Annotated in this window: 19 protein-coding genes; 9 read left to right on the forward strand and 10 right to left on the reverse strand. The window is 30.7% G+C overall.

The annotated features are described in order from the left end of the window. Positions 1-57: 57 nt before the first annotated feature. Both C7447_RS10850 and C7447_RS10855 read right to left on the reverse strand, forming a co-directional pair. Positions 58-729 (reverse strand): M15 family metallopeptidase, encoded by a 672-nt coding sequence (locus tag C7447_RS10850; RefSeq protein ID WP_148870531.1) that lies wholly within the window; start codon positions 727-729, stop codon positions 58-60. Positions 730-806: 77 nt separating this feature from the next. Next, positions 807-1,988 carry a hypothetical protein gene (locus C7447_RS10855; RefSeq protein WP_148870532.1) on the reverse strand — a complete coding sequence of 394 codons (1,182 nt, stop codon included), beginning with the start codon at positions 1,986-1,988 and terminating at the stop codon, positions 807-809. 295 nt (positions 1,989-2,283) lie between these two features. Between C7447_RS10855 and C7447_RS10860 the strand changes: the two genes are divergently transcribed. Further along, positions 2,284-2,883, forward strand: coding sequence for a hypothetical protein (locus C7447_RS10860; protein WP_148870533.1), 600 nt, complete (start codon positions 2,284-2,286; stop codon positions 2,881-2,883). Positions 2,884-2,987: 104 nt separating this feature from the next. Here the strand turns inward: C7447_RS10860 and C7447_RS10865 are convergent, their stop codons facing one another. The 6 genes from C7447_RS10865 to C7447_RS10890 form a co-directional block, all read right to left on the reverse strand. Beyond that, entirely contained in the window at positions 2,988-4,694 is a 1,707-nt protein-coding gene (locus tag C7447_RS10865; protein ID WP_148870534.1) for an ABC1 kinase family protein, read from the reverse strand. 1 nt (position 4,695) lies between these two features. After that, a complete protein-coding gene (locus tag C7447_RS10870; protein ID WP_148870535.1) occupies positions 4,696-5,070 on the reverse strand; it encodes a hypothetical protein in 375 nt (124 codons plus the stop codon). Positions 5,071-5,452: 382 nt separating this feature from the next. Continuing rightward, positions 5,453-5,956 carry a nuclear transport factor 2 family protein gene (locus C7447_RS10875; RefSeq protein ID WP_246143061.1) on the reverse strand — a complete coding sequence of 168 codons (504 nt, stop codon included), beginning with the start codon at positions 5,954-5,956 and terminating at the stop codon, positions 5,453-5,455. 31 nt (positions 5,957-5,987) lie between these two features. Next, a complete protein-coding gene (locus C7447_RS10880) occupies positions 5,988-7,961 on the reverse strand; it encodes a PspC domain-containing protein (protein ID WP_148870536.1) in 1,974 nt (657 codons plus the stop codon). Next, entirely contained in the window at positions 7,954-8,298 is a 345-nt protein-coding gene (locus C7447_RS10885) for a PadR family transcriptional regulator (RefSeq protein WP_148870537.1), read from the reverse strand. Before C7447_RS10885 ends, C7447_RS10880 begins: the two co-directional genes overlap by 8 nt. A gap of 13 nt (positions 8,299-8,311) precedes the next feature. Then, entirely contained in the window at positions 8,312-8,740 is a 429-nt protein-coding gene (locus C7447_RS10890) for a DUF4870 domain-containing protein (RefSeq protein ID WP_148870538.1), read from the reverse strand. Positions 8,741-8,895: 155 nt separating this feature from the next. On the opposite strand from C7447_RS10890, the gene C7447_RS10895 reads away from it, so the two are divergent. Beyond that, entirely contained in the window at positions 8,896-9,351 is a 456-nt protein-coding gene (locus C7447_RS10895) for a DUF4442 domain-containing protein (RefSeq protein ID WP_148870539.1), read from the forward strand. 82 nt (positions 9,352-9,433) lie between these two features. Continuing rightward, entirely contained in the window at positions 9,434-10,231 is a 798-nt protein-coding gene (locus tag C7447_RS10900) for a TIGR00266 family protein (protein ID WP_148870540.1), read from the forward strand. Positions 10,232-10,305: 74 nt separating this feature from the next. On the opposite strand, the gene C7447_RS10905 is transcribed toward C7447_RS10900, so the two are convergent. After that, on the reverse strand, positions 10,306-11,694 hold the full coding sequence (locus C7447_RS10905) for a TlpA family protein disulfide reductase (RefSeq protein ID WP_148870541.1): 1,389 nt from the start codon (positions 11,692-11,694) through the stop codon (positions 10,306-10,308). 140 nt (positions 11,695-11,834) lie between these two features. Between C7447_RS10905 and hutH the strand changes: the two genes are divergently transcribed. From hutH to C7447_RS10930, 5 genes are all read left to right on the forward strand, one after another. Then, on the forward strand, positions 11,835-13,340 hold the full coding sequence (hutH, locus tag C7447_RS10910) for a histidine ammonia-lyase (protein ID WP_394343761.1): 1,506 nt from the start codon (positions 11,835-11,837) through the stop codon (positions 13,338-13,340). Positions 13,341-13,352: 12 nt separating this feature from the next. Then, positions 13,353-14,156 (forward strand): SDR family oxidoreductase, encoded by an 804-nt coding sequence (locus C7447_RS10915; protein WP_148870543.1) that lies wholly within the window; start codon positions 13,353-13,355, stop codon positions 14,154-14,156. 40 nt (positions 14,157-14,196) lie between these two features. Continuing rightward, positions 14,197-14,850 carry a fructose-6-phosphate aldolase gene (fsa, locus tag C7447_RS10920; protein ID WP_148870544.1) on the forward strand — a complete coding sequence of 218 codons (654 nt, stop codon included), beginning with the start codon at positions 14,197-14,199 and terminating at the stop codon, positions 14,848-14,850. Positions 14,851-14,914: 64 nt separating this feature from the next. After that, complete coding sequence (gene menD / locus C7447_RS10925) at positions 14,915-16,606, forward strand: 2-succinyl-5-enolpyruvyl-6-hydroxy-3-cyclohexene-1-carboxylic-acid synthase (RefSeq protein WP_148870545.1); 1,692 nt, start codon at positions 14,915-14,917, stop codon at positions 16,604-16,606. Further along, complete coding sequence (locus C7447_RS10930) at positions 16,606-17,019, forward strand: S1 RNA-binding domain-containing protein (protein ID WP_148870546.1); 414 nt, start codon at positions 16,606-16,608, stop codon at positions 17,017-17,019. Before menD ends, C7447_RS10930 begins: the two co-directional genes overlap by 1 nt. Position 17,020: 1 nt before the next feature. Here C7447_RS10930 and C7447_RS10935 read toward each other — a convergent pair whose 3' ends face one another. Continuing rightward, positions 17,021-18,274 carry an alpha/beta hydrolase gene (locus tag C7447_RS10935; RefSeq protein ID WP_148870547.1) on the reverse strand — a complete coding sequence of 418 codons (1,254 nt, stop codon included), beginning with the start codon at positions 18,272-18,274 and terminating at the stop codon, positions 17,021-17,023. 99 nt (positions 18,275-18,373) lie between these two features. Here C7447_RS10935 and C7447_RS10940 point away from each other — a divergent pair, with 99 nt between their 5' ends. After that, on the forward strand, positions 18,374-19,213 hold the full coding sequence (locus C7447_RS10940) for a 1,4-dihydroxy-2-naphthoyl-CoA synthase (RefSeq protein WP_148870548.1): 840 nt from the start codon (positions 18,374-18,376) through the stop codon (positions 19,211-19,213). Positions 19,214-19,300 lie beyond the last annotated feature (87 nt).

The following is a 19,300-nucleotide window of genomic DNA, read 5'->3' on the forward strand; positions in this document are numbered from 1 at the left end:
AAGATTAGCAAATATAATGCCGTTTACGGGTATTTTTCTTTAAGAACTGTTAATTTCTTATTGAACAGGAAAATCGAAATATGTTTTAGGAAAAGGTTCGTTTCGTAAGGTAAAATGCCACCATTCGTTTGCATAAGGTCTAAAGCCGTTAGCTAACATTGTTTTGCGAAGCAATTGACGGTTATCTTTTTGTTGTTTAGTAAGTTTATTATAACTTACATGCGATGCAATACCAAAGAAATCGTATGGGCTTCCCATGTCTAGCTCTTCTCTTGTTTTAGCATTAACAATAGTTAAATCTACTGAACTTCCTCTTGAGTGTCCCGATTTTGTTGAAATATAGCCTAACTTAAATAAATTTCGTTTGTTTAAGTTCGGATAATATTGCTGTTTGGTAAGTGTATCATTAGCTACTCTTGCCCATTTTACAAAGTGATTTACTGCTGTTTGCGGACGATATGCGTCAAAAACCTTTAAACTCAACCCTTTTTTTAGCAATTCGTCTTGCACTTTTTTTAATGCTTTGGCAGTTAGAGTAGAAGTAATTAAAACGTTTTCTTCATATCCTTCTACTGGAATTCCTACAAAATTATTGTGCGAACAGTATCGTAATTCTTGCTGAATAGTAGGAGCAATGTCTTTTACATATGAAAATCCTTTAGGTAATTTTTGAGCATTTACTGATGAAATTATCAGTAGAAAATAGAAAGAATAAATACTAAAGTTCATTTTGTAAATGTATCGAAATTATTTTTTATTAAAGTTTATTATACTTCCATAAAATGTTGTGGTAAAAGGGTACTTTTTTATATATCACTACCTATATACATAGTTGCAGAATCTTCGATATAAACTATGGGATTAAATGAATTGTAAAAAGTACTTCGTACGTTTTTAAGAGACGATGATAAACTGGAAATTTTGGTGGTGAATTCTAACGGGTAACTAGGTTTGTTATAAACAGTTATTAAGTCATTATATTTATCAATATTTAATAACATTCTATTCGTGAGTTGTCCGAATCTCATTCTAATCGATTGTACTTTATACATATAAGTTTCAATATCTCCTAACCAAGAATCATCTTTATTTATTTCTAATTTTGCAATTTTAGTATTAATTGCTTTTCTACAATTTTCTTTATAATCATCTCTTTTATTTTCAAGGGTCTCAGTTAAATAACTGTTTAAGAATTCTTCATAAGATAAATCATAATATTTTAGTTGAGTTTTTAAAAGGTTTAAATTCTCTGACTTTAGTTGCTCCAATTCTTTGTTAATCAATTTCCATTCATAATCTATAATTGACTTTTGTTGTTCAAATTGACTAATCATATTTAACAAATTAATCATTTCTGGGGTCTTATTTTTTAGCTCTTTGTATCTATTGCCAATAGAACTAAATACAGAAGTTAATCCAGAAGTTATGGTCTGAGAAATTGAACCATAAATTGGCACTTTGTTTGAAATATCTGAAACAATATTTATAGAGTTATTTATTAAGGTAATAACTTCACTTGAACTCTTCTTTTTTTTATACCATTTATCATATTCTACTTTCCAACTTCTAAAAGCATTATATTTACTAACATCTCCAATTTCTCCAAGATTATTAAAAAAAGTTTGGGATTTTAAAAATAAATCTGCCGGTTTTATATCTCTTTGTATACTTAAGAGCTCAGTTAATGCCAGTTGCCCATTTAATCTGATTTTAGTTTTAGGTTTCTCTTCAAGTTTTTTTAGTCTTTGTTCTAAGGCTATTTGTAGTTTTTTTAGTCCATCAACTTTTTTTGTATTTCCACTTACATTACTAAGTTTTAACCTCAAACTATCTATAAACTTATCATTTGCATTTAATTCATTAGATATTTTACCAAGTTCTGTATCCCTTTCAATTTTAATTTGGTCAGATATTGATTTCTCTTCTTGACTAAATGAAGTAACGACATGTAAAGTAAAAAGGAGTAAAAAAAATAATTTAATTTTCATATGGATTAATTAAAGGTTTTTACTGTTTAGCATCAGCTATTATAAAAGTTTAAAAGAATAAAATATAGATTTTATGCTAACAACGAATTTAGAAGAAATTAATTTTAGAAACAAACTAAATCAAAAAGTGTAAGAATAATATAAAGTATAAAAGACTAAAGTTACTTTTAAAACTTTTATAAAGTAAGTTAAGACTTATAAAAAAACATTGTAATCAGTTTGTTAGATGATATTTATCATTTAAAATATAGAAATTAGTAATGATATTTGAATCAAATTCAAAAACATTATTGATATGACTACGAAAGACAATACTCAGTTTGCAGACAAAGTTATAGAAACACTTAGAAAAGCAGCTACTGAAATAGAAGAGTTTCAAGTACAAGCTGCGTTAGGAAAAGCAGAAGCAGAAGATAAGTATGAGGAACTTAAAAAGAAGTTTGATTTATTTATCCACGATAGTAAATTTAAAATGAAAGAAGGAAAAGAAAAAATGGATGGTGTTAATACTAAGTTAGATGAACTTCGTGTACAATTAGCTCTTGGAAAAGCAGAAAGTTTAGATGCTTTTAAAGCTCAAAAGAAAAAACTGCTTTTAAAACTTCATGAATTGGAAGTAGAAATAAAAACCAACGAAACATTAAATAGAATGTATGCGTTTGTGTTGTTAGAAATTGAAAAATTTAGAGTTAATCTGGAAGTTATAGAACAAAAATTTGGAGAAGGGAAAAAAGAATCTAAAACTTCTTTTGAAAAAGGAAAAAAAGAGTTCAATCAATTTATTGATAATTTTAAAAATAAATATGGAAAGAAAAAAGAAACTAAATGGGAACATTTTCAAGGTGAAATTTCTGAAGCATTTGATCATTTAAAACATGCTTTTACCAAACCTTAATGTTTAAAACCCATTTAAAAAAGCACAGTTAATTAACTGTGCTTTTTTAGTTGTCTTTAATTTAAAAAGACTCACACATAAAAAATAGGAGGGAGGTTTAATTTTTACATATTATCATAATCTCCTTTTCCAAGGTTTCTTATCATTCCATAAGCAAGTATAATGGTTATAATTATACAAAGAATGCCTATAAGAGAATAACCTTTCCATAAAGGTTCAATTTCTGAAATAATAAATAAAGCAGCACTTACGATTAAAGCAGCCATTATAAAAGCAGTAACAAGCTGTTTTGTTACACGTTGTAGTGTATGAACCATTGGATCTATGCCTTTGTGAGTAAGATCAACTTTTACTTCTCCACTATTAATTTTACGGATGGCATTTTTTAAATCTCTAGGAAACTCTTCCATGTAATTTCCTAATTCATAAAATGAATTAACTGTTTTCTCACCAATTTTAAGAGGATTGAATTTCTTAGCTACACTACTTAATAAGTATGGACGTACAAGCACAAGTTGATCTAGTTTTGGATCTAGTTTTTGGAGAACACCTTCGATAGTAACTAAAGATCTTGCAAAAAGATAAAAATGAGTTGGTACTTTTAAATTGTGAGCAATAATTATATCCTTTAGCTCTAGCATTAAAGTACTCAATTCATTTTTGTGAATTGATCTTACAGAGTGTTTTTCAACAAATTCATTAATATCAAATTCTAAATTCCGAATGTTATCGATAGCTTTATAATTAGATAATCGTTGTAAAGCTTTGATGATTTTATTTACATCCTTTCTAGTAATAGCTAAGAACAATTGACCGAATATTTCGATGTCTCTTGGTAAAATACTTCCCATCATACCAAAATCTAAATAACAAATATGTCCGTTAGATTGTACTAATAGATTACCAGGATGAGGATCTGCATGAAAAAAACCGTATTCAAAAATTTGTTTAAAAAAACTTTTAGCTAGTCTTTTTGCAATAACCTTAGTGTCAAAACCTTTTTCTTCTAATTTTTTTATGTTGTCAATTTTAATACCATCCATAAGTTCTAAAGCAAGTACTTTAGCAGTAGTGTAGTTTTGGTAAACTTTTGGAGCATTGGCAAATTGATCTATACTTTCATCTTGCTTAATATTGTTGTAAAAACGTTGAACGTTTACTGATTCGTGAATAAAATCGAGTTCTTTTAGTATAGAGTCTTCGAAATTTTTAACCAAACCAATTGGGTCAAAACTTTTTAAAGAAGGAATTCGTTTTTCTAAGACTTCAGCAATGCTATACATTACCTTTATGTCTTCAATAATGATTTCTTTAATTCCCGGACGCTGTATTTTTAAAGCAACACGTTTTCCTGATTTTAGAGTTACGACATGAACTTGAGCCATGGATGCTGAAGCGAAAGGGTTTGGGTCAAACCAAGCAAATAAATTTTCTGCGCTGTCTTTTAATTCAGTTTCTACCACATTTTTTGCATCACTATTAAGCATTGGAGGTACCTTGTCTTGTAGTTTTTCTAATTCAGCAACTAACTCGAGAGGAATTAAATCTGGATGACTACTTAAAATTTGTCCAAATTTTATGAAAGTAGGTCCGAGTTCTTCGCAAACCAAACGCATCTTTGCCCATTTGGAATGCATGGTAGCATGTTTTCTTGAAGCTTTGGGAATAAGATGTCTAAAAAAGGATACTCTTTTATTTTTTTCTAGATAATAAACCAAGTCTTCAAACCCGTATTTAACCAAAACTGCTAAAATTTGATTATATCTAGTAACCGATCTATATCTGCGCCCAACTTCAGAAAAAATACTCATATTATTTGTTGTTTTCTAGTTTGTTTAACCTAGCTTCTAATAAAGCAATAGCCATATCTGCTTTTTCTAATTTTTCATTTAGAGCTTTAATTTCATCTACATGAGCGATGTTTACTTTTTTGTAAAAAGTAATAACCATTTCCTCTATTTTTTGCTCTAGCTCATCTTTTACTTGACTTGTTTTAAGAATAAGTTTATCTATAAATTCTAGCTCATTACCATCTTCATTTACTATAGGATCTGAAGCAGCTTTATTTATGTTCTCTTTTCCTTTTTCGGCTAATTCATTAAATCGATCTATTAAATGAGAGTCTTTAGCGAAATAATAAAGACTAGAGGATAAGGTGAGTAGTTCTAATAACGTTTTAGTTTTCATACATAAAATATTTAGCTTTAAACAAATATATTGTTGAAGTGTCGTTTTTAATATGATATTAATCATGTTAACCTATTGGGTAGTTTTGGGTAAAAAAATGAATTAATATTTACAAAAAATAAAAAGTGAACTCAAATGAGTTCACTTTTTTGCTGGTTTTAGGATGTATTTCGCTATCTTCAATGATATGAGTTCGTTTTAATAACTTATATCAGGCGATAGCGAAGTTATTAGAATTTAATTTAAGAATCAAACTAAATTTATTGCACAAAAAAAAGCCAAAGTCGTAAAACGACTTTGACCAAGTAAACCAAGTATTAGTTTCATTAGAGTTAGCTAACTAATAAAAACTAATCTTTTCAAGTGTATTTCAACTTATATTTTAATGTAGACTAATCACTTTCGTTATTTTCCAATAAATATCTTGTTTTTTCCAAACCACAATAAATTTACTGGGAATTGATTTTGCATCGGGTTCTTGTTTGTTGTAAAATTTGTGGTATCCAATTTCTATTGCTCCGTACTCTTTTATTGGGTATACTTCAATACTTCCTTTAATTAAACTACGAGTAACTTTACCACAAATGTTCTTTTCTATAGATTTTAAAATGTCTTCTTTTGAAGTAAAAAGGCCTCCTTTATCATGAAAAAATTCTAAAGTATCGTCGTAAATTTCAGCTTGTGTTTTCATATCGCAATGGTTGTAAGCATTAAAATAAATGCTATCCATTTTTACAATTTCATTATACAGATTATTGTCTATTGGTTTGTAAGGTTGTATTTCTTCTACTTGCCCGTTCATAATCCAAGAAGTCAAAAGTGCGTACAGAAAGAGTAAGAACTTAAAGAAGAAATTACCTTTAAAGAATTCGAAAAATTCACTCATAGTTAGTTTTTTTAGTTGATCAATAATTGTTTTACCAAATTCTAAAGGCTACAGAGCCATCTTCGTTATAATTTCTTACAAATCCGTGTTCACCATTATTTATCGATATAATTTTCTCTGTTTTACCAGAAAAACCGTCATTACAATTTACCTTTAATAAGTAATTTTTAATTTTTCCATCATCATAAAATTCAGATTCAGAAAAATCGAGATCAATATTCTTTTTGTTTTTAAACCAGTTAGCTAGTTTTTGTAACTCTCTTTTAGTGGTGCTTTTATTAATAATTAACTCAGCTTTGGCATCGTTAATAGTACTGTTAAATAAAAAGCTAACGTCGTTATCATTGTTAGAATCATTATCATCGTTCGAATTCCAATCGTTATTATGGTCTTCTTTATCATCACAATCCATACATTCAAATCCTTTAGAAGTCATTTTAAAATGGTGGTTTGCCATGTTGCTATCATAAATATCTTCCGTATTATCGATGTGGTATAAAAACTTTTTTGAAGAATTTTCAAAGTATACAGTGGTACCTTCGGGAATAAAAACTGTTAAGCGTATTTCTTCATCTTTCCACATGTTCTTAATTTCACTTAAAAAGTAAGCATCGAAAAGAATTCTGTTCTCTCCTATTTTGAATTTGTATATTAGCTTTTCTGCATTTTCTACAGCATTAATTCGTTTTCTACCCTCAGCTTCTTTTTTAATTTCTAGATAAGCAGTACCAGTTTCACTCTTTTCAACATCAATTTTAATATCATTAGAGTATTTCATTTTTTGGTCATTCACTATTACTTCTACAGAATTGTCTCTACGTCTTAAATTATGTTGATAATAAATATCGTCATCATTTTTCACGGCAATTCTTAAAGGTTGTGCTGCATTATAAGTAATGGCCTCCTTTGTTACTTTCGTTCCGTCTTGTGCTCGAGATGTTGCGTATTCAATTCCAGAGAAAGCAACACCTAATAAGGCTACTAACCAAATTCCTAATAAACTTAAGGATGCTACTGTGCTTAATCGTTTAATACTTGGAGATAAAATTCGTAAACCAAGAATAAATAAAGCTAAAAACGGAATCCCGATCAGTATAAATAAAAAGGTTGTAAGTAGCCATGTTGGTACTGATGAACCGTAGAAAAATGGTGGGTAATGTATCATATCATTGTCAAAATTCAGGATTTCTAAACTTCCGACAGAGAATAACCCAAAGAGTAAAGAAATTAGTGTAACACCAGCTGCAAATACTAAAATTACCCCTATAAATTTCCCAAAAACTTTAAAGACTGCGGATAAAATTTTACCCAAAGTGTCCAAAAAATCTTGAAATCCTGATTTGGTTTGACTACGTAATTTTTCATAATCTGCACTCGAAATTTTCTCAGTTAGTTCATTTGCACCATCTTTTAGCTTTAAAGAGAGCGTTTCAAACTCGTTACGAATTTTTTTTTCAATGTTATCGATGTTTACCGGCTCGCCTTCCATCTGTAACTTTTCGGCTGTAGATTTGGCTTCGGGTAATAATATCCATAAAATGATATATGCTAAAGGAGAAAATCCACTTGCAGTTAACAGGATAAATGCTAAACGAATCCAAATAGCATCGATGCCTAAATAGTGACCTAATCCAGAGCAAACACCGCCTAAGAATTTATCATCACCATCTCTAAATAATTTTTTAGAAGTTGTTTTTCTTCTTGTGTAAGATGAACTAGTTTCTGCATAAGCTTCTTCTGCTTCTGCATAGTCTTCTGGTTGCCCCATAATAGCGATAACTTCATCAATATCAGCTTCATTTACAACTTGGCGTGCATCTTTAATTCTTTCAGATAATAATTCACTAATACGTGCTTCAATGTCGGCAATAATTTCATTTTTCCCTTGCGGATCGTCATTTAAGGAGCGAGAAATAGCATCGAGATATCGATTTAATTTCTGAAAAGCAGTTTCGTCTATATGAAAGAAAAATCCGCCTAAGTTTATGTTGATAGTTTTATTCATTTTTAGTTGATTTTAAGCTTGTTACTTGGTTTACTGAATTTACTAAATTATTCCAGGTTTTATCTAATTCTTTTAAAAAGAGTGTTCCATTTTCTGTTAAAACGTAATATTTACGTGGAGGTCCAGAGGTTGATTCTTCCCATCTATAGCTTAATAATCCCGCATTTTTTAAACGAGTTAATAAAGGGTAAATGGTGCCTTCAACTACAATCATATGAGCGCTTTTTAACGTATCGAGGATTTCAGAAGTGTAAGCATCTCCTTTTTGTAGAATTGATAAGATGCAATATTCTAAAACACCCTTTCGCATTTGAGCTTTTGTATTTTCTATTTTCATTGAGAGTGGTGTATTATTTTATAAAATTTATTGTAAACGGATATTCGTACTTCTCACCGTTATTTGCTTTCATTGCTGCTATAATTATTAAGGCAATTTTTATAAGGGTAACTACGCCTACTAATGAAGCGACACCAAAAAAACCGAATAGACCACCATATGAATGATCTCCTCCAAAATCTATGTCAACTCCATTAAATATATCGAAGATACTTCCGAAGAAAAATGAAAAAAATGAGGCACTTAATATAAATATGTACAGCGCAAAACTGATATTAAAGTTAACAGCTTCTTTTCCATGCTCGTCTAAAAATGTACTTCTATCTTTTTGAGTTTGCCATAACACTAAAGGAGTAATGATACTACCTAAAGGGAAAAGGTATCCTGCAAAAGAAGAAATATGCATTAAAAAAGCATTGGTATTTTCGTTGTTGGTTTTCATGATAATATTATTTATATACTACTTGATTATGCAAATATATTTCTTTTAAATAGTATTATGCAATACATAGTACTGTAATTAACATTTTTTTAACATTTTAAGAGGGCTAATATTATCCAATAAAAAGGTGTAAATTGCCAGCAAATACTGATAAAATGAAGTTTACACCACGAAAAATTAATGCTTTTTTATTTTTAAAATTACCTTCTGCTTTTTTAACAGGAGTGAGAGTTGAATCAATTTCTGATGAAAAATCAACAGTAAAAGTTACGCATAGATGGATAAATCAAAATCCTTTCAAATCTTTATTTTGGGCAGTTCAAGGAATTGCATCAGAATTAACAACAGGGATTTTAGTTATGAAAGCGATTGATGCTTCTGGTAAAAAAGTTTCGATGTTGGTAACTAATATGAGTGGTACGTTTACAAAAAAAGCAACAGGTAAGATTCGTTTTGAATGTAATGATGGTTTAGCAATTCAAAAAGCGATACAAAAATCGATAGAAACAGGGGAAGGACAAACAGTTTTAGTTACTTCTGAAGGGATAAATGAAGATGGAATTTCGGTATCAAAATTTGAATATGAATGGAGTTTAAAAGTTAAAAATTAATCTATTTAGATAAAGAAATGTAACAAACTTAGTTTTGTTTCTTCTAATAAATGGGTTAAACAAATAAATTAGACTAATTATTATGAATGCACATGAAATAGATTATCGAATTTTTGGTGAAGAAATGCAATATGTAGAAATAGAACTCGATCCACAAGAAGGCGTTGTAGCTGAAAGTGGAAGTTTTATGATGATGGATGCCGATATTAAAATGAATACTATTTTTGGTGACGGTTCTAATCAAGAAACCGGAATTTTAGGAAAGATTTTTTCAGCAGGAAAAAGAATTCTAACAGGAGAAGGGTTGTTTATGACTGTTTTTACAAATCAAGGGCAAGGTAAACATCAAGTTTCTTTTGCGTCTCCGTATCCAGGAAAAATTATACCAATCGATTTAACGGAATTTGGAGGGAAATTTATTTGCCAAAAAGATGCATTTTTATGTGCAGCGAAAGGAGTTTCTGTTGGTATTGAGTTTTCTAAAAAATTAGGAAGAGGTTTGTTTGGTGGAGAAGGCTTCATTATGCAAAAAATGGAAGGAGATGGTATGAGTTTTATTCATGCAGGAGGAACAATTGCTAAAAAAACATTGAGATCAGGAGAGTTACTAAAAGTAGATACGGGTTGTTTAGTGGGTTTTACAAAAGAAGTAGATTATGACATTGAGTTTGTAGGAGGAATTAAAAATACGGTATTTGGTGGAGAAGGATTGTTTTTTGCTACCTTACGTGGACCAGGAACTGTATATATTCAATCATTACCTTTTAGTAGGTTAGCGGGTAGAGTATTAGCAATGGCGCCAAGAAATGGAGGCGATAGAGGAGAAGGAAGTGTGTTAGGTGGTTTAGGTAATATTTTAGATGGCGATAATCGTTTTTAAATGAAACTTAAATTTTGGCATAAAAAAAGCCACTGAAAATTTTCAGCGGCTTTTTTGTGAATTTATTTTCGAAATTATATTCCTAAATCTTCAAACATTTCAACTAACTGATCACCATCACTTGGTCTTGGTGCATTAGCAGTTACTATTTTTCCTTCAGGATCTACTATGATGAATCTTGGTAAACCTTTAATTAAATAATCTTTAGCAAAATCTATATTATCCTGTTTGTCACCTGCAAATAATTGAACACCACCCATTTCTTTTTCTTCAATGGTTTCTCTCCATTTTTTCTTCTTGTCTTGAGTATCAACACTTATACTTACAAATTCAATATTCTTACCATGATATTGTTGTTCATATCTTTTTAATAAAGGAATTTCTTTTTTACAGTAACTACACCAAGTAGCCCAAACATCTATGTATAAGTATTTCCCTTTACCTATTAAATCATCAAAAGAAGTAGTGCCTCCAGTATAGTTTTCGTAATTTTCAAATTTAGGAGAAGGTTGTCCTTTTGCGGTTAATTTTAATTTATCATACAAGTTTGTAATCTCTCTTTTATTCTTATCACTTGTAGAATATCCCATATACTTTTTGTAGAACTCTGATAAGTTCATAGTATAAGTAATACTTTTTTGAGCGATTTGATGTATTAAATCGTTTTTTACTAGAGTATCAGTAACTTCTGTATGAACAGTTTCTAAAAGAGTTAAGTCAAAATCACCATCTTCTGGTTTTCTCTTGTTAGCCTGTTTATCTAAGGATTCTTTTAATAAATTTCTGTAAGAAAAAGAGTTGATATAATCTTCACTACTATTAAAATCAATTCCTGAAACTTCATCAGGGAAACTATCTGAAACAACAAACTCATCATCTCCATATAAAATTCTATGGTAAGCTTGGTAGTTATTTAAGTTTCTAGCAAACTCGTATTGGATATTTCTTTTTTCTTTAGTTAAGTAGTCTGCAGGTAATTGAGAAGCGTCAGCTAAATCTTCTAGAGAAGATTTATATTCATCCATTTTACTTAAAAATTCATCTTCGTTTAAAGCAAAAAGTTTATTAGCATTTCCTAAGATTAATCCAAACTTTTTTCTACGCTCACTCAAATAGTTATTAATATTTGCATTAGGTCCTTCAAAAATTGGATCTTCAGTTCTTTTCTTAGCATCTACAATTAATTTTAAATCTTCAGCAGAGCTTAAATAAATATCTACAGGTCTTTTACCTATAACGAGTGTATAATGACCTGGTACAATATTTAAAAGAGTATCGTTAAAAGTTTTTGTTTTTCTATCAAAACGGATGTCTTTTTCGTAGTTATAACCTTTAAGGGTCATTTTTCTACTTTTAAAGTTGTCAATTTTTCCAGAAAGGACTGCGTAATCTTTTTTAGGTTGTTCTTTGCTACAAGCTGTTAATATTGCTCCAGCTATAATTAAAAGTAACCATTTTTTCATAATGTTATATTTTTGGGGTAAATATAAAGATGTTAATAAGCGTCGAAAGTAGTTTTTTTTTATAATAACTCAAAATCTTTAACTAAAAAATTTGGAAAAATTGCTTTGTTTGTAGACTTTTGGCAACCAACAAACAAACAATAATGGAAGTACATCATATAGATTCTAATATTTTAGATCTAGAAAAAATAAATGAAATTTTAAATAATTTCAAAAAACTTAACCTATCAAATCATTCAAAAGAGAGAATACAAAAATGTCGTTTGTATTTAGATGAAAGAATGAAATTAGAAGCTAATCCTATTTATGGTATAAATACTGGTTTTGGTTCTCTTTGTGATGTAGAAATTAAAGGTGAAGATTTACAACAATTACAGGAAAACTTAGTAATGAGTCATGCTTGTGGTACAGGAGAAGCGGTTTCGCAAGAGATTGTTAAATTGATGTTATTACTCAAAATTCAATCGTTAAGTTATGGTCATTCAGGAGTTCAATTAGCAACTGTAGAACGATTAATTGATTTTTATAATAATAATGTTTTCCCCGTGGTTTATACTCAAGGTTCTTTAGGAGCGTCTGGAGATTTAGCCCCTTTAGCTCACTTATCATTACCTTTAATAGGTTTAGGAGAAGTAGTTGTTGATGGAGAAAGAATGTCTGGAGAAGTAATGCTTCAAAAATTTTCTTGGGAGAAGATAAATTTACAATCAAAAGAAGGTTTGGCCTTATTAAACGGAACACAGTTTATGAGTGCTTTCGGAATTCATAATTTACTAAAAGCATATAAATTATCGTATTTAGCGGATTTAGCAGGAACACTTTCTCTAGAAGCTTTCGATGGAAGGAAAGAACCTTTTAATCAGTTAATTCATTTAGTGCGTCCGCACAATGGACAATTAAAAACAGCAGAAAGAATTAATGATTTCTTAGAAGACAGTGAGTTGATCGCTCAACCCAAAAAACACGTACAAGACCCGTATTCGTTTCGTTGTATGCCCCAAGTTCATGGAGCAACAAAAGATACTCTAGCTTTTGTAACTAAGACATTTTTAACTGAAATTAATTCAGTAACAGACAATCCAAACATTTTTGTTGCTGAAAATGAAATTATTTCTGGCGGAAATTTTCACGGGCAACCTCTGGCTTTAGCTTTAGATTATTTAGCGATTGCAATGGCAGAACTAGGTAATATTTCTGAAAGAAGGACTTATCAATTAGTTTCAGGCTTACGCGGATTACCTGCTTTTTTGGTTTCTAATCCAGGATTAAATAGCGGTTTTATGATTCCGCAGTATACCGCAGCAAGTATTGTAAGTGCTAATAAACAATTATGTACGCCCTCAAGTGTAGATTCTATTGTGTCGTCTAACGGACAAGAAGATCATGTAAGTATGGGAGCAAATGGAGCTGTTAAAGCAAAAAAAGTAATCGATAATGTACAATCCGTTTTAGCAATCGAATTAATGAATGCTTCACAAGCATTATCGTTTAGAAAATATAAATCGTCTCCATTTATACAATCGTTTGTAGAAATGTTTAGAGAAGATGTTCCGTTGGTGAAAAATGATAGAGTGTTGCATGATGATATTAAATCTTCAGAACGTTTTATAGATAATTTAATGATAGAAGCTGGCGAGCTGTTTTAAAAACCTAAAAATATGTCTAAAGTTGTTTTAGTTACTGGTGCTTCTTCTGGAATTGGAAAAGCTATTGCCAGTTTTTTACATCAAAAAAACTATATAGTATATGGTACAAGTAGAAATCCACAGCATGTAACGGATGTCCCTTTTAAAATGGTGGCTCTAGATGTTTTAAATACGGTTTCTATAAAAAAAGCTGTTGAAGAAGTTATTACTTCGGAAGGACGGTTAGACGTGCTAATCAACAATGCTGGAAAAGGAATTACAGGTCCGATCGAAGATACGCCAACAGAAGAAATGAAATCTAATTTTGATACTAATTTTTTCGGTCCTATAGAGGTGATGAAAGCAGTTTTACCACAAATGCGTAAACAAAAATCAGGAAAAATTATTAATGTAACCTCTATTGCTGGGTATATGGGATTACCCTTTAGAGGTGTGTATTCTGCAAGTAAAGGAGCTTTAGAACTAATTACTGAAGCGACAAACATGGAGGTAAAGAAGTTAGGAATTGATGTGGTAAGCGTAGCTCCGGGTGATTTTGCTACAAATATAGCTTCAGGTCGTTATCATACTCCGGTTTTTGAAGAATCAGCTTACAAAGAAAAATATGCTGAAAATTTAGCGTTAATGGATAATCACGTTGATGCAGGAATGGATCCAAAAGTTATGGCTAAGGCAATTTATAAAATTATCAAAACTAAAAATCCTAAAATCCATTATAAAATTGGTGGATTTATGGAGAAATTTTCAATTGTGTTAAAACGAATTTTACCAGATACTTGGTATGAAAAACTATTAATGAATCATTATAAATTGTAAATTCGCATAAAATATAACACAACTAAAAAAATAAAAAAACATGAAATTTTTCATAGATACTGCAAACTTAGATCAAATTAAAGAAGCGCAAGCTTTAGGTATTTTAGATGGGGTAACAACCAATCCGTCTTTAATGGCAAAAGAAGGAATAACAGGAGAAGTAAATATCATCAATCATTACAAAGCGATTTGTGAGATTGTAGATGGTCATGTTTCTGCAGAAGTGATTGCAACAGATTTTGCAGGAATGGTAAAAGAAGGAGAAGCTTTAGCAGCTTTAAACCCACAGATTGTGGTAAAATTACCAATGATTAAAGATGGTGTAAAAGCATGTAAATATTTTTCAGATAAAGGAATAAAAACAAACGTAACTTTAGTATTTTCTGCAGGACAAGCATTGTTAGCAGCAAAGGCAGGAGCAACGTATGTTTCTCCATTCATTGGTCGCCTAGATGATATTTCTACAGACGGTTTAAATTTAATATCTGAAATCCGTCAGATTTATGATAATTACATGTTCGAAACTCAAATTTTAGCAGCTTCTGTACGTCATACGATGCATATTATTGATTGTGCAAAATTAGGTTCTGATGTTATGACAGGTCCTTTAAGTGCAATTGAAGGATTGTTAAAGCATCCTTTAACAGATATTGGTTTGGCTAAATTTTTAGCGGATTATAAAAAAGGAAATTAACCGACTAAATTGGTTTTAAAATATTGTCATTCCCGCGAAAGCGGGAATCTCATTTTAAAGATAAATGTATCCAAAAAAACAACTAGCACAATTAGTAATTTCTGCCTGTCAACAATTCGATGTTGATACGGTTGTAATTTCTCCAGGTTCACGTAATGCGCCTTTAACTGTTGGTTTTTCTAACCATAAAAAAATAAAAACGTTAAGTGTTGTTGATGAGCGTTGTGCTGCATTTTTTGCAATGGGAATTGCGCAACAAACGCAAAATCCAGTTGCAATTTGTTGTACTTCGGGTTCAGCATTATTAAATTACTATCCTGCAATAGCAGAAGCTTTTTATAGTAAAATTCCACTTATTGTCATTTCTGCGGATAGACCAAAACATCTTATAGATATTGGGGATGGACAAACCATTCGTCAAGAAAATGTGTTTGAAAATCATATTTTATTTTCAGCCAATTTAGTAGATGGTGAGTTAAATAATAATTCTCGATTAATAGCAGAAGCGATACAAACTTCAATTGTTAAAAAAGGGCCGGTACATATTAATGTTCCGTTCAATGAACCTTTGTATGAAACGGTTGATGAAATCGATAGCGTCATTGTGAACAAAGTAAAGCAATCTTTTAGTGCTTTAAATGTTATTTCGAGCACAGTCGATAAATCTTATACTGATTATCAAAAATTCTCATCAATCTGGAATTCAGCAAAACGAAAACTCATTTTAGTTGGAGTTCATTTTCCTTCGGATGAATTACAGCATGTTTTAGATAAAATTGTGGATGATGAATCAGTTTTGATAATGACCGAAACAACTTCAAATTTATGTAATGAGAAATTTATCAATTCGATAGATAAGTTGATTACGAAGTTGGATGATGCCAAATTTAAACAACTTCAACCAGAAGTATTACTAACTTTAGGCGGAATGGTGGTTTCTAAACGTATTAAACAATTTTTAAGAAAATATCAACCAGAACATCATTGGCACGTTGATGAGAACACAAAATTAGATACCTATTTTTGTTTATCGCAATTTGTACAAGAAGATCCAACGAAATTTTTATCAGAATTGAATTCACGTGTCACCTCGAGTAGCGTAAAGAGATCACAATCTACATATCAAAATTATTGGCTTTCAGAAAAAGGTAGTAGAAATAAACAACATCAACAATTTTTAGAAAATTCACTGTATTCAGATTTAAAAGTTTTTAATACTATTTTACAATCAATACCAGATAATTCTCAAGTTCAGATTAGTAATAGCTCAATCATTCGTTATGCTCAATTGTTTGACATAAATCCAACTTTAAAGGTGTTTTGTAATCGTGGTACCAGCGGAATTGACGGAAGCACAAGTACAGCCATTGGAGCGGCATATGCAACCCAAAGTCAATCGCTTTTTATAACAGGAGATATTAGTTTTTTTTATGATAGTAACGCTTTGTGGAACAATAATATTCCGAAGAGCTTTAGAGTTATTTTAATTAATAATTCAGGTGGAGGGATTTTTAAAATTATTCCAGGGCCAAAATCAACTAACGCAATCAACTATTTTGAAACTCCACATAGTTTAACAGCTGAACATTTGGCTAAAATGTTTGCGTTTGAATATCAATCTGCAAATACATTAGACGAAGTTGAAAACAAACTAATGTCTTTTTATGCGGAATCACATCAGCCAAAAATTTTAGAAATTTTCACTCCGTCCGATATAAACGACGTAGTTTTGCAACAATATTTTAAGAGTTTATAATGGATTTAAAAGAAGGAGATAAGGTAGATTTAGTAATAGGTGTTAAATCGATGCTAGGCTACTCAGTTTTAATTGATGAAACGTATGAAGGATTGTTATACAATGATGATGTTTTTTCTGATATAGAAGAAGGAATGAAAATGGTTGGTTATATCAAGAAAATACGTGAAGACGAAAAGATAGATGTGTCTTTGCGTCCGCAAGGTTTTAGAAATGTAATCGATAGTGATACAGAAGTGATTTTAAATAAACTTGAAGAAAAAGGCTTTTTATTATTAACAGATAAAAGCTCTCCCGAAGCGATTAAATTTCACTTACAAATGAGTAAAAAAGCGTTTAAGAGAGCAATTGGCAGTTTGTATAAAGACAAAAAAATTATACTAAAAGAAGATAGGATAGAGTTGGTACAATAAATTACTCACCATCATCTTCATCTTCAGTATCTTCATCGTCTGGCTCTAAAGGAGTTTCTTCAGGATTGCTTTGTTCGTTTTCTATCTTAGTTTTTTCGTATGCTTTTTGCACACGTAAAAGATTTTCATAGAAGGCTTCAGCGTTTGGGTCGGAAGGCTTCATTTTTCCATAAGCTTCTTTGTAGAAAAACAAAGCCTTTTCGTAATCTTTACCAAGCTCATGAAATTTACCAACATAATAATCTCCTATATGTGAATTAGGATGTTTGATCATTACAAAATCACCTAAAACACGAAGGTAATCACCATCTTGTCTGTCAATAACAATACCTTCTATGGCAAAAATGTCTTCTAAACGAACATTCATATTAGTACCAAAAATATATTCAATATCTAGATATTTAGTTTCCACATATTTAATAGCATCCAACGGATCTAAATCTTTAATTTTTGTTTCAAACTCTTCTTTAGATATTCTTGGGTATAGCTCAAAAACTTGTGTTAAGGCATTTGGTATTGCAGCACTAATTGCTGTTGGTACGTTTGGAGATTTTTCAAAATTATCAAAGGTTGTATGTAGTTTTTGATTATCTAAGGCTTGTAATCCTTTCTCTAGTAGGGAATAAATTCTTTTTTCCTCTCTGCTATCTTGTCTGTTATTACTTATATATAAATAAAACTGATTATCAATATCATCTAAACGTTTAAGATTATAGGCGGCAAAAAAGTTAGGAGTATTTTGATTAAAAATAGGAGAAATAGCAATATAAGCGTTAAAAATTGGTTTTTCCTCCTTTAAAAAGTGTGTTACAAAATTACCTGCGCTACCTTCACCAGCAATGGTTAAGAAAGGAGAAGTTTTTAAATTGGTTTCTAAATATGGTAAAACTTCTTTTTTTATGTAGTCATAGAATTTTTTCCCATTCTCAGTTAAATCACCATTTGCTTCAATTGTAGAAACATCTTTATTCACACTATTGTCAACATCTAATCCAACAATTATTTGCTTAGGAGCTAAATCTGCAGCAGCAAAAACTGTCGAATTCCCAACATATAGATCAAACAAATATCCATTATTTAATACAATTGCTAAAGGATACTTTTGAACGGTATCTGTTTCATATCCCTCTGGTAGATGAATTTTAAGAGTACGTTCTTTATTAAATTCTAATGAATTTATTTTTTTTTCGATGATTGTTTGCGAGTAACTCAACGTGAATATTAAAATGGCAATCAGTGTATGTATTTTTTTCATAGGAAAAGGGGAATAAGATTAACTTGTCAAATATAAAAAGATAAAATAAAGTTATTATAGTATTTTTGTTCTTTTAAATAACGATAATTTTTTGAGATTATGATAAAACCAGAGTGGAAAACCGCAAAAGTTTACGAAGATATAACCTATAAGAAATCTAACGGAGTTGCTAGAATCGCTTTTAACCGACCAAATGTAAGAAATGCCTTTCGGCCAAAAACCACTAAAGAATTATATGATGCTTTTTACGATGCAGGAGAAGACACTTCTATCGGAGTCGTTTTATTGTCTGCAGAAGGACCTTCAACAAAAGACGGAATTTGGAGTTTTTGCTCTGGAGGAGATCAAAAAGCTCGTGGTCATCAAGGGTATGTAGGTGAAGATGGTTATCACCGTTTAAATATTTTAGAAGTACAACGTTTAATCCGTTTTATGCCAAAAGCAGTTATTTGCGTGGTTCCAGGATGGGCAGTTGGTGGTGGACATAGTTTACACGTGGTTTGTGATTTAACCTTGGCGAGTAAAGAGCACGCTATTTTTAAACAAACGGATGCGGATGTAACTTCGTTTGATGGGGGTTACGGTTCTGCGTATTTGGCAAAAATGGTTGGACAAAAGAAGGCACGTGAGATTTTCTTCTTAGGTAGAAATTATTCAGCGCAAGATGCTTATGAAATGGGGATGGTAAATGCGGTAATTCCACATGACGAGTTAGAAGATACTGCTTACGAATGGGCGCAAGAGATTTTAGAAAAATCACCAACTTCTATTAAAATGTTGAAGTTTGCCATGAACTTAACGGATGACGGAATGGTTGGTCAGCAAGTATTTGCAGGAGAAGCAACTCGTTTAGCCTATATGACTGATGAAGCCAAAGAAGGTCGTGATGCATTTCTTGAAAAAAGAAAACCAAACTTCCCAAAAAGATGGATTCCGTAGTTATTAACTTCAATAAAAATAATTAATAATCAATTATCATTACGAGAAAGAAATGACCAAGTAATCAGTTTTAAAGAAAAGGATTGC

Origin of the sequence: Tenacibaculum adriaticum, assembly GCF_008124875.1 — a bacterium.
Lineage (GTDB): Bacteria > Bacteroidota > Bacteroidia > Flavobacteriales > Flavobacteriaceae > Polaribacter > Polaribacter adriaticus.